This is a genomic window from Propionivibrio limicola (assembly GCF_009469695.1).
GTDB classification, from domain to species: Bacteria; Pseudomonadota; Gammaproteobacteria; order Burkholderiales; family Rhodocyclaceae; genus Propionivibrio; species Propionivibrio limicola.
On record NZ_SSSR01000001.1, the window covers coordinates 12674 to 27648 of the forward strand.

The following is a 14975-nucleotide window of genomic DNA, read 5'->3' on the forward strand; positions in this document are numbered from 1 at the left end:
TCGTGCTTAGGACCCTGCGGGCTCAATGAGCCTCGCCCGCAGTCAGCCTCGCACAAATTTACTTCTTGTTATTTACGACGTAATCAATTGCTTGCTGAACGCTAGTGATTTTCTCGGCTTGATCGTCCGGAATTTCGCATTCAAACTCTTCTTCAAGAGCCATCACAAGCTCAACCGTATCCAACGAGTCCGCGCCAAGGTCATCAACGAAGGACGATTCATTCTTGATATCGGCCTCATTGACACCGAGTTGTTCCGCAACAATTTTCTTGACGCGCTGTTCGATGTTTTCCATTAAATTGCTCCTTCCAAGGTTGTTGTGTAAACAAAACCAATAAATTCTAACAAAATGACCGGTTCTTACCAACCTAGCAGGCGAACCGGTCCAAGACGCCCGCTCCCCTTTCGGGTGTTAATCCAAATACATCCCGCCATTCACATGGATCGTCGTACCGGTAACGTAGCCGGCACCAGGCGACGCCAAGAACGCTACAGCCGCAGCAACATCTTCGGGCTGACCAAGCCGCCCCAACGGGACATTCGCAACAAGCGAACTCCGCTGCTTCTCATCCAGAACTTTGGTCATATCGGTATCAATAAATCCGGGCGCAACGCAGTTTACAGTAATATTTCTGCTTGCCAGTTCGCGCGCAAGAGACCGAGACATCCCCGTAACACCGGCCTTCGAAGCACAATAGTTAGCCTGGCCCGGATTGCCGGCATGCCCGACCACGGAAGTCACATTGATGATCCTACCGGTTCGGGCCTTCATCATGCCACGCATCACAGCTCTCGAAACGCGGAAAACGGACTTGAGGTTGGTTTCGATAACCGCATCCCACTCCTCGTCCTTCATGCGCATTGCCAAATTGTCACGCGTAATCCCAGCGTTATTAACCAGGATACCTACTGCCCCATATTCTTTTTCGACCAGGTCAATCGCCGCATCGACTTGCTCTTGGTCACGCACGTCCATAACAATCGCGCGCCCAACCACCCCGGCATCTCCCAACTGGCCGGAAAGGCGCTCGGCATCCGCATCATTGATAGCGGTTCCCACCACCGTAGCTCCCTGACGGGCAAGTTCCAACGCGATTGCAAACCCAATACCCCTTGTCGCACCGGTAACAAGTGCAACTTGACCTTTCAACGGCATAATCACTCCAGATTGAGATTGGCTTCGACCAATGCCAGATCCGCGAAAGCTATGCTGGCAAGACTATCGGCACAACGCTTTGTGAGCCCCGCCAAAACTTTTCCGGGACCGCATTCAACCACCGTTCCGACACCCATCGACGCAATTTTTTGGACAGTCTCGACCCAGCGCACCGGAGAATATGCTTGGCGAACCAAAGCATCCTTGATCTTCTCCGGATCACTTTCCGTAGCAACATCCACATTATTTACGACAGGAATCGTCGGCACCGCAAACTGGAGTTCCGCCAAGCGCTTTTCCAGCTTATCAGCAGCAGGACGGATTAACGAAGAATGGAAGGGTGCCGAAACGGGAAGAATAACCGCCCTTTTTGCCCCCCGCGCCTTACAAGCCTCGCAGGCTCGCTCAACCGCAGCCTTGCTACCAGCAATGACGGTTTGCCCAGGACCATTAAAGTTAACCGGCTCAACCACCCCCCCCGCCCCAACTTCAGCAACCGCTTCGGCACAGGCTTCGCGAATCTTTGCGTCATCCAGATTAAGAATTGCCGCCATAGCGCCAGCACCAACCGGAACAGCCTCCTGCATTGCCGAGGCACGCAGCCGCACCAGCGGAACAGCATCTCTGAAAGCGATCACGCCAGCCGCGACAAGCGCGGTGTATTCACCAAGACTGTGCCCGGCCACAACCGATGGCTGCCTTCCCCCTTTTTCAAGCCAGAGCCGATAAGTCGCAATGCCAGCCGTCAACATCAACGGCTGAGTATTGACTGTCTGCGCCAAAAGCTCGCTTGGCCCCTCAGCAACCATTTTCCACAGATCGTCCCCAAGCGAAGCCGAAGCCTCGTCAAAGGTCGAACGAACGACTGGAGAATCGCCATAGGCCGCCATCATCCCGACGGACTGAGACCCCTGACCAGGGAATACAAAAGCAAACGCCATATCTTCCTCTCTCAATACTCAAGCAGAACGGCGCCCCAGGTGAAGCCGCCACCTACGCCTTCCAACACGACCCGCTGCCCTCTTTTGACGCGCCCATCTCGAATCGCGGCGTCCAAAGCCAAAGGTACTGATGCAGCAGACGTATTGCCATGTTGATCTACGGTAACGACAACCTTCTCCATAGGCAGACCAAGCTTTTTCGCAGTTGACTCGATAATTCGGATATTTGCCTGATGAGGAACAAGCCAATCGATTGACTCCGAGCCAATGCCAGCGACGGCACAACACTCCTTAGCCACATCTGTCAAAGCACGCACAGCGAATTTAAAGACAGCCTGGCCATCCATGCGAAGGAAAGGATCGCCAACAACCTGCCCGCGGCTTACACAACCAGGAACCGACAGAATATGGTTGTAAGAACCGTCAGCATGAGTGGCAGTCGCCAAAACCCCGGGCTTATCAGAAGCCTCAAGCACAACGGCCCCGGCACCATCGCCAAACAGGACGCACGTAGCCCGGTCATTCCAATCCAGTATTCGGGAAAAAACTTCTGCACCAACAACAAGGGCCTTCTTATGACTTCCGGATCGGATAAATTTCTCAGCAATTGTAACGGCGTAGACAAAACCGCTGCACACCGCCTGTACATCAAACGCCATCGCCCCTTGGTTTCCGAGCTTTTCTTGCAGCAAGCACGCGGTGCTCGGAAAAATATAATCGGGAGTTGAAGTAGCGACGATGATCAAGTCGATATCTTCGGCGCGTATCCCGGCATCCGAAATCGCCAGACGACTTGCCTCAAACGCGAGTTCGCTCGAGGTGACACCGGCCTCAGCCAAGTAACGGGTCTTAATTCCTGTACGGGTGGAAATCCAGTCATCGCTGGTATCGACCCCACGTTGCGCCAGTTCATTATTACTCACTGGCTTCCCCGGCAAGTAACTACCAACCCCTGCAATGCGAGCAAACAACATATTTATGCAGCCTCCTGAATCGGTTGTTGCTGAGTCACGCGCTCCGCAATGCGACTCAAAACATCATTTCGCACGGTATCGGCAGCACGCTCAAGCGCATGACAGAATGAATACGCGTCCGCAGAACCATGGCTCTTGACGACAATTCCTTTAAGACCAAGGAGGCTCGCACCATTGTAATGGCGGTGATCGACGCGCGCTTTAAACCTCCGCAAGACAGGCAGCGCCACGACGGCAGCGAGTTTGGTCAAGAAATTGCGCCCAAATTCTTGCTTGAGAAAGGCTGCCAACATCTGCGCCAACCCCTCGGAAGCCTTCAAGGCGACGTTGCCAACAAAACCATCGCAAACGACCACCTCAGCATCACCTTTGTACAGGCCATCACCCTCTACATTACCAACAAAATTCAGCCCGGACTCTTTAAGAAGATCAGCCGCTTTTTTTACGACATCGTTTCCTTTGATATCTTCTTCGCCGATATTCAAAATTCCGACCGACGGGCGTTCCTTATGCTCAATCGCTGAAACAAGCGAACTCCCCATGATGCCAAACTGCACCAGATGCTCAGGCGTACAGTCCACGTTTGCACCGAGGTCGAGAACATGCACATGACCCTGCATTGTGGGCAACACTGCACAGATCGCCGGACGATCAATCCCCGGCAACATTTTTAAAACAAAACGAGAAATTGCCATCAGCGCACCGGTATTCCCGGCAGACACACAGGCATCCGCCTCACCAGACTTAACCAGATCCAACGCCACCCTCATCGAGGAATCCTTCTTGTTGCGAATTGCCAGAGCAGGAGACTCATCCATCAGGACAACCTCGCTCGCATGCTTTACCGCAACCCTCGACTTTCGTAAAACATCCAGACTATCGCTTATAAGCGGGCGGATTTGCTCCTCTATACCAACAAGAACGACTTGAACATCCTCGTGCTTGCACACGAACTCAAGAGCGGCACGCACAGTAACACGGGGACCAAAATCCCCACCCATGCAGTCCACAGCGACGGTTACTGTCATCTGAAAAATAGGCAAAAAAAAGGCAGACCATCCCTATGACGGGGATTCGCCTGCCCTAATCAAAAAAACTTATTCGCCCGAACCCTTGGCAACTTTCTTGCCACGGTAAAAGCCCGACGGGCTCACATGATGACGGAGATGAACCTCACCTGTCGTAGGCTCAACGGCCACCGGAGGATTATTCAAAAAGTCGTGAGCACGATGCATACCACGTTTTGAAGGGGATTTTTTGTTCTGCTGAACGGCCATAAATTACTCCATATCAAATTACCGAGCCTTACCTTTGAAGTCTTTCAGGACTGCAAACGGAGAAACCTTCTCATCCCCCGACTTCATAACAGGCAAAGCACATTTCTCATGTCGAGGCGCCGCCGGAAGATCGAGAATAATTTCATCTTCGATCAACGCAACAACATCAAGTTCTTTTTCATTCGACAGAAAGTCCTTGGAGTCATCCTCCATATCCTCCTGCGTCAACTCTTCTTCACTCTCGACAAACTCAAGCACGCTTCGCACCCGCAAGGGATAGCGAATTTCTTCCAGGCAACGCTGACAGCACAAGGATAGCAAACCATCCAACTGCACCAACAATTGAACCCTGTTACGCGGACCAAGCCTACCCTCAATATGGAAAGTCACGCTCCCCGATGGGTTGACCAGCATGTCGGCAACACGAAGAAGCTCTGCGAGCGGCAATTCACCCTGCAGCGAACGTGCCTCCCGAGCAAAAGCCTGACCGTCAATTACCATCCGCTCTGACATAAGGCGCGCATGATATTATTTTTACCCAGCGAAGTCAAAAAAGAAATCACCCCACCACTCCTTGCGAAAACACTTATTTCTCAGCACCTTATGGCTAAACACACGATCATCCTAGCCTCGACCTCGCCTTTCCGGCGAGAACTCCTGTCACGTTTGCAACTACCATTCCTCACAACAAACCCCTGCGTCGATGAAGCCGCATTACCCGGGGAACACCCACAGGATACGGCAATCAGACTTTCTGAAGCAAAAGCCCAAGCAGTTGCGGCCAACCACCCGCACGCGCTAATCATTGGCAGCGATCAGGTGGCATACTTGAACGACCAGATATTCGGCAAGCCGGTAACACACGATAACGCTGTCAAACAACTACGAGCGATGCGCGGCCAGACCGTCAGTTTTTTCACGGGGTTGTGCCTGCTCAACTCGGACACTGGACACGCGCATGTTCGCGGAGTGCCAACCCAAGTAACATTTCGCGAACTAACCGACAGCGAAATCGAACGCTACCTCCAAAAAGAAAAACCTTACAACTGTGCGGGCAGCGCAAAATCCGAAGGGTTAGGGATTTCCATTATCTCCAAGATAGAGGGCGGCGACCCAAATGCATTGATTGGCCTCCCCCTGATTGCACTTTGCGACCTTCTAAAAGAAGAAGGATATGAATATCTCTAACGCCACTGCAGAAAACACCGTGATCACCGCGGGACGCCTCTTTCTAATACCCGTCCCGCTTGGCCCCTCACCACTTACGGGCCTTCTGCCCGACGACGTACGCGCATGCGCCAGTCGTTTGCAGCATTTCGTCGCAGAAAATGCAAAATCAGCACGAGCTTTTCTGAAGACTCTTCCCTCCTGCACTCCACTCCAGCAGATAGACATTCGCGAACTTAATGAACACACAGCCCCACGCGACCTACCTGAATTACTCGCCCCGCTCCGGGCCGGCAAGGATATTGGGCTAATTTCCGAGGCAGGCTGCCCAGCCGTTGCCGACCCGGGATCAAGCCTAGTCGCACTCGCCCATGCTGAAGGCTTTATTGTTCAACCAATGGTCGGACCATCATCGATATTGCTCGCCTTAATGGGATCCGGACTGTCGGGACAAAACTTTGCCTTTCACGGCTACCTCCCCGCCAAGGAAGAGCAAAGACAAGCAAAAATACGCTCGCTTGAGAAAGATTCCCGACAAGAAAAAAGAACGCAAATTTTTATCGAAACCCCATACCGTAACAATCAAATGCTCAAAACACTGACGAGCATTTGCACCGACGGAACAAAAATTTGCGTAGCGACCGATTTGACCCTGGGTAGCCAAGAAATAACCACTCACACCTGCGCCGAATGGCTTAAAAGACCTCTACCGATGATCGATCGCAGACCCACTGTGTTCTTGCTTCAAGCCTAGGCGGCCAATACTCCAAAAACACCTCGACAGGGCGGCACATCTACCGAATCACCGCCCCACCAAAAAGACGAAACGCCAGACGCTCACCAACCTCTGCGCCAAGACGCTTTGCAAAACGCTCGGCGATGTTTTCCTTTACCGAATAATCAAGGATATTCGGCTGTTTAATAACATCCCTAGCAACCGAATCAACAGTTCCATACGCGTCAGCCAAGCCTTGTTCGATACTTTGACTGCCCGTCCACATCAAGCCTGAAAACGTTTCTGGAGTTTCCTTGAGCCGTTTTCCCCGCCCCTTGCGGACAACATCAATAAACTGCCTGTGGATCTCGGCCAAAAGTGTTTGCGCATGCGCCTTCTGCTTCACATCCTGAGGCGAAAAGGGATCGAGAAACCCTTTATTCTCACCGGCCGTCAGCAAGCGTCGCTCGACACCAAGCTTTTCCATTGTGCTGGTAAAGCCAAATCCATCCATCAGGACACCGATAGACCCCACGATACTGGCCTTATCGACAAAAATCTTATCCGCCGCCGATGCAATATAGTAACCACCAGACGCACACACGTCCTCAACAACTACGTAAAGCGGCGTCTTAGGATATTTCGCACGAAGACGCACAATTTCATCGTAAACGATGCCCGACTGCACAGGACTTCCGCCTGGGCTATTGATTCGCATGACGACACCAACAGTCCTTTTGTCTTCAAAGGCAGATTGCAGAGCCGCCGTAATCTTCTCGGCGCTGGTTTCTCCATTCGTTTCTATCGCCCCTTGCACGTTGATAAGAGCCGTATGAGTTTTGTCAGATATTTTCTCCGACGCTTCCCAATCCACCACAAACAGCAAAACCGCAACAAGATAGGCCAGAACAGCAAGTTTAAAAAAGTTTCCCCAACGCCGCTTCGTTTTCTGCTCTGAAATAGAAGCCAACGCGATCTTTTCCAAAAGCTGCCGCTCCCACTGGGGATTTTTTTCCGAATTTTCCACAACAACCCCTAATCAAATTAAGCGAAAAACAAAAAGTGACTTGCTCAGGGCACGCAGGCAACGCAATCCGAAAAGAAAGATCTGTAAGCCCCCAATTTTGCCTCTATGCATTTGAACGCAGCCATCGAGACAACTCCCCCACGGTATTAAGGCGCGCCAGTGGATCCAAGGCATCGAGCACACTTGAGGAATGCGCACCATAAGCCACAGCAAGCCCCGAAGCCCCTGCATTAACCGCCATTTGCAAGTCGTGGGTCGTATCTCCGATCATCAACGTTCTTTCCGCCGAGGCGCTGAGTTCCTCCATTAGCTCCTCAAGCATTTGCGGGTGGGGCTTTGAGAAGCATTCATCGGCGCACCGTGTCGCGGCAAAAAAATGCCTCATCCCCGACTGTTCGAGTGCCCGCTCCAATCCTCCCCGGCTTTTCCCCGTTGCAACCGCGAGCGTAAACCCAGAAACAAACAACTCTTCCACAAGCTCCTTGGCGCCATCGAAGAGAGATAATTCATTACAGAGCGATAGATAATGGTGCTTGTAACGCCCCATGAAAAGAGGGAGGTGCGCCTCCTCCAAATCGGGAGCTGAATGACGAAGCGCTTCAGCCAGACCAAGTCCAATTGCCTGTTTGGCGTGATTTGATGACGGCTCCGGCAATGACAGGTCGCGACAAGCCGCCTGTACCGCGCAAACGATAGCCGCAGTGGAATCGAGCAAGGTTCCATCCCAGTCAAATACGAGCAAATCAAATCGTCTGGCCATAATCTTGCGCCTCTTTTCTTGCAAGTTCGTTAACAAAGGACTCTAGTGCGCCAGGCATTGGCGCCTCCAATTCCAACTGCGCGCCGGTCAGCGGATGTGGAAATTTCAAACGCCACGCATGCAAAAACATACGCTTCAGCCCTTCCTTAACCAAACTCTTATTAAGCGCAAAATCGCCGTATTTTTCATCGCCGACAATCGGAAAACCAAGATGAGCGCAGTGAACTCTGATCTGATGCGTTCGCCCGGAACGGAGTTCCGCCTCAAGCAAGCTAAAATGCTGCCATCGGGCAAGAAGCCTGAAAACGGTATGGGACGCTTTTCCGTCATTAGACACACGTACACGACGCTCCCCGGAATCAAGAAGATATTTCAACAAGGGCAGCCTTACGTTTCTGACCGGGTCCATCCAACGCCCCTTTACAAGCACAAGATAGCGCTTATCAGCCCCTCGCCCCTCAGCACCTCCGGTTTCGCGAAACATATCGTGCAACCTGACAAGTGCCGATCGCTTTTTCCCAACCAACAATAATCCGGACGTTTCGCGGTCAAGTCGATGAGCAAGTTCCAAAAACCGCGCATCAGGACGCTGCCTCCGGAGCGCCTCAATGACGCCAAAACTCACGCCACTCCCCCCGTGCACAGCAATCCCGGAAGGCTTGTTGATCACCAATAACGCATCATCTTCATAGACAATTGGAAGCTCAGCCCTCATTTCCGCCCCCGCTACAACCGCTTCTTGGCGCTGGGCTATCCGAACGGGCGGAATGCGAAGACTGTCTCCTGCGACAAGACGCGACGAAGCTTCGGCCCGTTTTCCGTTAACCCGAACCTCGCCGCTTCTTATGATGCGATACACGTGGCTTTTAGGGACACCCTTGCAGAGCTTCAGTAGATAATTATCAAGGCGCTGACCGGCACCATCCTCTGCAACGAGAACTTGACCAACATTGTTTTTGCTTACTTCTGCCATTTTTAATATACTGGCCTTGATTTGCGTCTCGGATTGAAAGAGGCGCTGACCCGTGAGACCGTCGAGCGACGCCTTCTTTGGTTCGTCGCATTTTCCGGCAGGCCGATGCGGCCTCGCTTGCACCAACTGTGCAAGATCAATCTGCGCAAATCGCCTGGTTAAGTACGCTCACCAAAAGTAGCGATACTACTTGATTTGCGCGCGCCTAGCACGTCCGGATCGCCCCAAGCAGATTCCCGAGCCCTGAAAATCAGGGCTCAGAAAAAGAACAAACTCAGCGAGATATTTCTTTTAGTTGATCTTCCGGAAAGCCCATGAAGCCTCCCTCCAAAAACAACTAATCGTTCGCTGCCTGCCAAGGCGCTCCCCTCGAATTATCCGCGCGCGGGAGCCCATAAATGAAACGCATGCTATTTAACGCGACACAGGCCGAAGAACTTCGGGTCGCGATTGTCGATGGTCAAAAACTAATTGATCTCGACATTGAATCGGCCGCCAAAGAGCAGAAAAAGAGCAATATTTACAAAGCCATCATCACGCGAATCGAGCCTAGTCTCGAAGCAGCGTTCGTCGATTATGGTTCTGAACGCCACGGTTTTCTGCCCTTCAAGGAAATTTCACGCGCTTATTTCCAGCCGGGAGTGGATCCGAGCCGCACGACGATCCGCGAGGCACTGCGTGAAGGACAAGAACTGATTGTCCAAGTCGATAAGGATGAGCGTGGCAACAAAGGCGCTGCTCTGACAACATTTGTCAGCCTGGCAGGTCGTTATCTGGTACTGATGCCAAACAACCCGCGAGGCGGCGGTGTCTCTCGGCGCGTTGAAGGAGACGAGCGCGCTGAACTGCGGGATGCGATGGACCAATTGCAGACTCCTTCCGGCATGAGCCTGATCGCACGCACAGCCGCCATCGGACGTAGCGCCGAAGAACTGCAATGGGATTTGAATTATCTTTTACAGCTCTGGAAAGCCATCGAAGGTGCCGCCAACCAACAGCACGGCGCCTTTCTAATCTACCAAGAAGGCAGCTTGGTCATTCGCGCAATCCGCGATTATTTCCAACCCGACATCGGGGAAATCTTGATTGACACTGACGAAGTCTTTGACCAGGCACGTCAGTTCATGGAACACGTCATGCCGGCAACGGTTAACCGCATCAAGCGGTATAGCGATGACGTCCCCCTCTTCTCCAGATTCCAAATCGAACATCAGATCGAATCGGCCTATTCGCGTCAAGTCAACCTCCCTTCGGGAGGCGCTATCGTCATCGACCACACCGAAGCACTGGTGGCCATCGACGTAAACTCCGGACGCTCGACACGCGGCGCGGATATTGAGGAAACGGCCTTCAAAACGAACTTGGAAGCGGCTGAAGAGATCGCCCGTCAATTGCGCTTACGCGACCTCGGTGGTTTGATCATCATCGACTTCATCGACATGGAGAATCAGCGCAACCAGCGAGAAGTCGAAAATCGCATGCGTGACGGGCTCAGACTCGACCGCGCACGGGTTCAAACCGGCAAGATTAGTCGTTTCGGCCTGATGGAACTCTCCCGTCAGCGTTTGCGCCCAGCGCTTGCTGAAACCAGCTATATCCCCTGCCCGCGCTGCTCCGGCACAGGCCATATTCGTAGCGCCGAATCAGCTGCCCTTCATATTCTTCGCATCCTCGAAGAAGAAGCAATGAAAGACAACACGGCGGCGGTCCACACGCAAGTGCCGGTTGATGTTGCAACTTTCCTGCTAAATGAAAAGCGCCAAGACATTCAATCAATCGAGCTTCGGCACAAAGTCAATATTCTGCTGATTCCGAACATCCATCTTGAGACACCGCAACATACGATCACCCGTTTGCGCCATGATGAGTTGAATCAGGAAGATCTTAATTTGCCTTCCTACAAGCTTGTCGAGGTACCGACCGACGAGTCCAGCAAACAGGTTTCTTCCAGCACCGAAACGAAGCCCCCCCGCCAGGAAGCCGCAATCAAGGGGATTACCCCCTCTCAGCCCGCACCAATCGTCGGAGAGAAATCGAAAGATACAAGCGAAGGATTCTTCGCAAAGATTCTTGCGTTTTTCCGAGGCACCCCCGAACCTGAACCGCTAGCCAAGCCTGAGCGCAAACCACGCAATGCGAGCCAACGTGAAAGCAAGCGTGGGGGACGGAACAGCAACAGACGCGATGATGAACGTGACAACCGGGAACAGCGTCAGAATCGCGATACCAAGGAAGGACGTGACTCACGCGCTCAACAAAGCCCTATCAACGAGGAAGCACCCAAGAACCGAGAACCGAAAGAACCACGAGAAGCTCGCCGACAACGCAGCGAACAACGGCCTGAGCGTTCACGAGAGGCCGCGCCTTCCCCGGAACCCTCGGGCAAGAACGTCCAATCGGTCGATGGCAAGGACATTGTCGCCAACAAAACGGCTGAAGAAGGAAGCACTTCTGGCAGCCGGCGTCGTGGACGCCGCGGTGGACGTCGCGAACGAGTGGAGCGAACCGATACTGCTGCAGAGACCTCGGTCGCGGATTCCGTCATGACATCTGTTGCGGTGACCAACACTTCAGCAAGCATTGAGAGCGCCCTCCCGACGGTTGAAACGTCAGGCGTGGCGACCGCACCAGCCACCCTCATGGATCAGCCCCAAACGGCAGACCTTGCCGCCGCCGTTACTGCTCCTGCCGTTGCAACTGAACCAGCGATATCGACGACGCCAGAGGAAACTCGCGAGGAGCCAATCTCCTCTGCAAGCATCGTTCCGGCGGAAACTACAACAGCCACTGTGGCAGATTCGACAGATCAAGCCGTTGAAGCGATTACAACTCAGACCGCCATCGAACCCACGGCCGTAGCCGTAACCGAACCGGCAATCGCAGCCGTTATGCCTGACGTCGAGAAAGCGCTGGAGACCAACGGTCTTGTCATGGTGGAAACAAGCAGCGAGAAGATCGAAGCGTGGAAACCACAAGAATCCTCGACAGAGGAGACTGCCTCCCATCCCCGGCGCAAGCGGCCTGTGGTTGTGCCCCCACCCGAGGAACCGTTGGTCATGGTTGAGACAAACAAGTAAAAACCGACACCAACCAAATCTCGGGATCAAAGGCACGCCGTAAGCAACGCATCACATCCCAACGCAGCTTCATAAATTCTGCGTTGGGATGTGATTGAACTTTCCCGATGACCGGCCCCACGTTGGCCGACGTTTCTACTGCATGAAACGCGTTGGCGTTTCAAGATCGCTGTAGATTGTGCTTTTATATAATGCAGAGACGAATTTCCTCCATGCCGTATCTGCTTCCTTCAATTTAAAGCCGTAATAACCCATCTCACCTCCGTCGCTCTTGTCTCGCACCGGCATTGATATCAACCGGGACACATCTGAACGGCCGAGTTGTATTACCGTATCGCACCACATATCCAATGGCAAAGGCCTCCTTGCCCACGCCTTGAATCCATTTAGCGAGACCTCAACGACGACTATTGGCATCTCCGATGCCCCCCGAGAGTCTGAATGGACAACAATCCTAGCCGGACATTTGACCGAAAAACGTTGATGTCGCCGAATTTCTGCATTGCCTTTTACCTCCTGAATGGACGGAAGAACCGCCTTATAAGCCGGGAGATCGTAAATTGTGTGCAGAAGAAATTTTTTTCGATCACTTAGATTATCTAAAGTATTAGTTCTAATATTGAAAAAATAATCCAGCAATTCAGGCGTCAATACAGGATCGTTTGTGGTGAAAAACCGGCGATTGGGGAATTTTATGTTCGGCAATTTCACTTCTGTGAAATAGGCATAAAGATTCCGATGCGGCGGCTTTGACGAATAGTGCTTTCGAAAGATTCCTGGCGCTTCCCGCAAGTCCAACGTAGCACCAATTGCCGGCGCTCCATTCACGAAATCATAATTGTCCACTACGTTCGCCGATAACCTTTGAAAGAATAAGAAGGACTCATACATCTCAATATGGCGTGGATTAACGGCAATCACCAGATGCCGCGTATCGAAGAAGGTCGTGCAGTATTCATACATGAACTTCATCAACGGGAACAAGACGACGCCCCCCTTGTGACGGAACTTTCGATGCACGGCAAGCGCCGAGACCTCGGCGATTTGCCCTTTTTTCTGGCGCACGGAGGATAAATCGAAAATTTTTTGCAGTGGGACGCCAAGCGCGCTTTCGCGAATCAACGAAATAGTCCCTACGACTTGACCGTCAAACAGCGCGCATAGAGTTGTCGTTGTCGGGAGGGCATGATAGACCGTCACTCGCATTCCGGACGGATGCGGCTCCATGAAACCGCTATCGACATAGGCGTCGTGCAAAACCTTGAAACACGCCTCAAGCTCCTCTTTCGTTTCAGCAATTTTCAGCACCAACCGAGGCGTTGGGGCCAAATTGCAATCAACAAAAGAGCGAAGGATCCTGAAACGCTGCTTGCGTGGCAACCAGGAGATCAGCCTCCTAATAACCAGGCGTATCAGCCTGCGTGCGCTTAAGCGAGCTATCGCGAGCATTTCTTCTCCTCAAAAGGAGTGCTTTTTTCATGATATAGCCTTCCTCACGAAAACCAAGAAATGTGGACGCCCACTTATCTTTATATAGCAGCCGAGAATTCCTCTCGCCGTTGCCTGACTGCCTCAAAGAGGCAAATTGCCACTGCGGCCCCAACATTGAGCGATTCTGTGGAACCAGGCATCGGTATTTTGACCTGTCGCCTTGCGTGGGCTGAAACCTCAGGCCGGACTCCTTGCCCCTCATTCCCGAAGATCCAGGCAATGCTACGCCGTAAATCCAGGGAGAAATAAGTGGCTTGCGCCTCAAGCGAGGTGACGATGGATTCGCCTTGGTAGTGCGCGAGAAATGTCGGCAAGTCCTCGCTCTCGAAAATATCGAGTAAAAAATGAGCGCCCATCGCCGCACGAAGGACTTTAGGTGACCATGCTTGGGCGCATGCGCTTGACAACAGCACTTGCCCGACTCCCGCCGCAGCGGCAGTACGAAAAATAGATCCGAGATTGCCGGGATCCTGGACTCCATCAAGCAACACGGCATCCGCCCCGACATCGGGATCGCGCAGTGTTTTCGGACACCCCGCTATGGCCATGATGCCGCTGGGTGTTTCAACCTGCGCCAGGTCAGCGTACAGCCCGTCCAGCAACACGCAAACCTTCGTATCCTGCGGTACGCATTCTACGAATGCCCTGATTTCAGGATGCTCCAAGCCGGTACGGCTAACAATTACTTCGTCGAGATGACCAATATGCTGAGCGTAACTCTCCAAGAGATGCATACCGTCAAGAATGATGAGACCACTCTTACGGCGCTCACGCCCGCTGTTACAAAGGCGCTTGAGAAGCTTGAAGTGCGGATTGTCGCGAGAAACGATATGTTTCATAGGAGAGGCAATTGGGAAACTGGAGCGAAACTGCGCCGATGTATTGGACTAGCGCCATGCGCACGCAAAACCGCCAAATGGTAAGCCGTTGGATAGCCCATATGGCGATCAAAACCGTACATCGGGTAGATCTTGTGCAGCCCACGCATTCCTTCGTCACGCACGGTCTTGGCAAGAATTGACGCGGCAGCTATCGAAGCGACCTTTCCGTCACCCCCGACAATAGCCCGAGATTGGCAAGGAAGAAGCGGACACCGATTTCCATCGATAAGGGCGAGTTCGGGACGAATCTGAAGGGCCGCAACAGCGCGTTGCATGGCCAATAAACTGGCTTGGAGAATATTGATCCTGTCGATTTCCTCGACACTCGCCTCCGCCACAGCCCATGCCAACGCCTTGCATCGAATCTCAACGGCTAACGCTTCGCGCCTTCTCGCTGACAATTTCTTTGAATCGTCGAGCCCCTCGATCGGATTGGCAGGATCGAGGATCACTGCAGCCGCAACAACAGGGCCGGCCAAAGGGCCTCGCCCGGCCTCATCCACACCACACGTCAGTACATCAGACATCGAACGGCC

Annotated in this window: 16 protein-coding genes; 3 read left to right on the forward strand and 13 right to left on the reverse strand. The window is 52.8% G+C overall.

Annotated features, from left to right (window positions below):
• Window positions 1–58 precede the first annotated feature (58 nt).
• The 7 genes from acpP to GH659_RS00105 all read right to left on the reverse strand — a co-directional run bounded on the left by acpP (window position 59) and on the right by GH659_RS00105 (window position 4861).
• A complete protein-coding gene (gene acpP / locus GH659_RS00075; protein ID WP_153108684.1) occupies window positions 59–295 on the reverse strand; it encodes an acyl carrier protein in 237 nt (78 codons plus the stop codon).
• A gap of 117 nt (window positions 296–412) precedes the next feature.
• Complete coding sequence (gene fabG / locus GH659_RS00080) at window positions 413–1156, reverse strand: 3-oxoacyl-ACP reductase FabG (protein ID WP_153108685.1); 744 nt, start codon at window positions 1154–1156, stop codon at window positions 413–415.
• 2 nt (window positions 1157–1158) lie between these two features.
• On the reverse strand, window positions 1159–2097 hold the full coding sequence (fabD, locus tag GH659_RS00085) for an ACP S-malonyltransferase (RefSeq protein WP_153108686.1): 939 nt from the start codon (window positions 2095–2097) through the stop codon (window positions 1159–1161).
• Window positions 2098–2108: 11 nt separating this feature from the next.
• Window positions 2109–3071, reverse strand: a complete 963-nt coding sequence (locus GH659_RS00090) for a beta-ketoacyl-ACP synthase III (protein WP_153108687.1) — start codon at window positions 3069–3071, stop codon at window positions 2109–2111.
• 2 nt (window positions 3072–3073) lie between these two features.
• Entirely contained in the window at window positions 3074–4099 is a 1026-nt protein-coding gene (plsX, locus tag GH659_RS00095) for a phosphate acyltransferase PlsX (RefSeq protein WP_153108688.1), read from the reverse strand.
• Window positions 4100–4168: 69 nt separating this feature from the next.
• Window positions 4169–4348, reverse strand: coding sequence for a 50S ribosomal protein L32 (rpmF, locus tag GH659_RS00100; protein WP_153108689.1), 180 nt, complete (start codon window positions 4346–4348; stop codon window positions 4169–4171).
• 18 nt (window positions 4349–4366) lie between these two features.
• A complete protein-coding gene (locus GH659_RS00105; protein WP_153108690.1) occupies window positions 4367–4861 on the reverse strand; it encodes a YceD family protein in 495 nt (164 codons plus the stop codon).
• A 90-nt stretch (window positions 4862–4951) separates the two neighbouring features.
• On the opposite strand from GH659_RS00105, the gene GH659_RS00110 reads away from it, so the two are divergent.
• Window positions 4952–5536: a Maf family protein gene (locus tag GH659_RS00110; RefSeq protein ID WP_153109023.1), complete on the forward strand. Its 585-nt coding sequence runs from the start codon at window positions 4952–4954 to the stop codon at window positions 5534–5536.
• A complete protein-coding gene (locus tag GH659_RS00115) occupies window positions 5523–6269 on the forward strand; it encodes an SAM-dependent methyltransferase (protein WP_211364048.1) in 747 nt (248 codons plus the stop codon). The genes GH659_RS00110 and GH659_RS00115 overlap by 14 nt, the downstream gene beginning before the upstream one ends.
• A gap of 40 nt (window positions 6270–6309) precedes the next feature.
• On the opposite strand, the gene GH659_RS00120 is transcribed toward GH659_RS00115, so the two are convergent.
• The 3 genes from GH659_RS00120 to GH659_RS00130 form a co-directional block, all read right to left on the reverse strand.
• Window positions 6310–7257 (reverse strand): S49 family peptidase, encoded by a 948-nt coding sequence (locus GH659_RS00120; protein ID WP_153108691.1) that lies wholly within the window; start codon window positions 7255–7257, stop codon window positions 6310–6312.
• Between the two features lie 103 nt (window positions 7258–7360).
• Window positions 7361–8017 carry an HAD-IA family hydrolase gene (locus GH659_RS00125; RefSeq protein WP_153108692.1) on the reverse strand — a complete coding sequence of 219 codons (657 nt, stop codon included), beginning with the start codon at window positions 8015–8017 and terminating at the stop codon, window positions 7361–7363.
• Window positions 8001–8990 carry an RluA family pseudouridine synthase gene (locus GH659_RS00130; RefSeq protein ID WP_153108693.1) on the reverse strand — a complete coding sequence of 330 codons (990 nt, stop codon included), beginning with the start codon at window positions 8988–8990 and terminating at the stop codon, window positions 8001–8003. Before GH659_RS00130 ends, GH659_RS00125 begins: the two co-directional genes overlap by 17 nt.
• 398 nt (window positions 8991–9388) lie before the next feature.
• On the opposite strand from GH659_RS00130, the gene GH659_RS00135 reads away from it, so the two are divergent.
• Entirely contained in the window at window positions 9389–12067 is a 2679-nt protein-coding gene (locus GH659_RS00135) for an Rne/Rng family ribonuclease (RefSeq protein WP_153108694.1), read from the forward strand.
• 135 nt (window positions 12068–12202) lie between these two features.
• Here the strand turns inward: GH659_RS00135 and GH659_RS00140 are convergent, their stop codons facing one another.
• From GH659_RS00140 to rnhB, 3 genes are all read right to left on the reverse strand, one after another.
• Complete coding sequence (locus tag GH659_RS00140; RefSeq protein ID WP_153108695.1) at window positions 12203–13516, reverse strand: N-acyl amino acid synthase FeeM domain-containing protein; 1314 nt, start codon at window positions 13514–13516, stop codon at window positions 12203–12205.
• An 80-nt stretch (window positions 13517–13596) separates the two neighbouring features.
• Entirely contained in the window at window positions 13597–14397 is an 801-nt protein-coding gene (locus GH659_RS00145; protein WP_153108696.1) for a TrmH family RNA methyltransferase, read from the reverse strand.
• A complete protein-coding gene (gene rnhB, locus GH659_RS00150) occupies window positions 14394–14966 on the reverse strand; it encodes a ribonuclease HII (RefSeq protein WP_153108697.1) in 573 nt (190 codons plus the stop codon). The genes GH659_RS00145 and rnhB overlap by 4 nt, the downstream gene beginning before the upstream one ends.
• Window positions 14967–14975 lie beyond the last annotated feature (9 nt).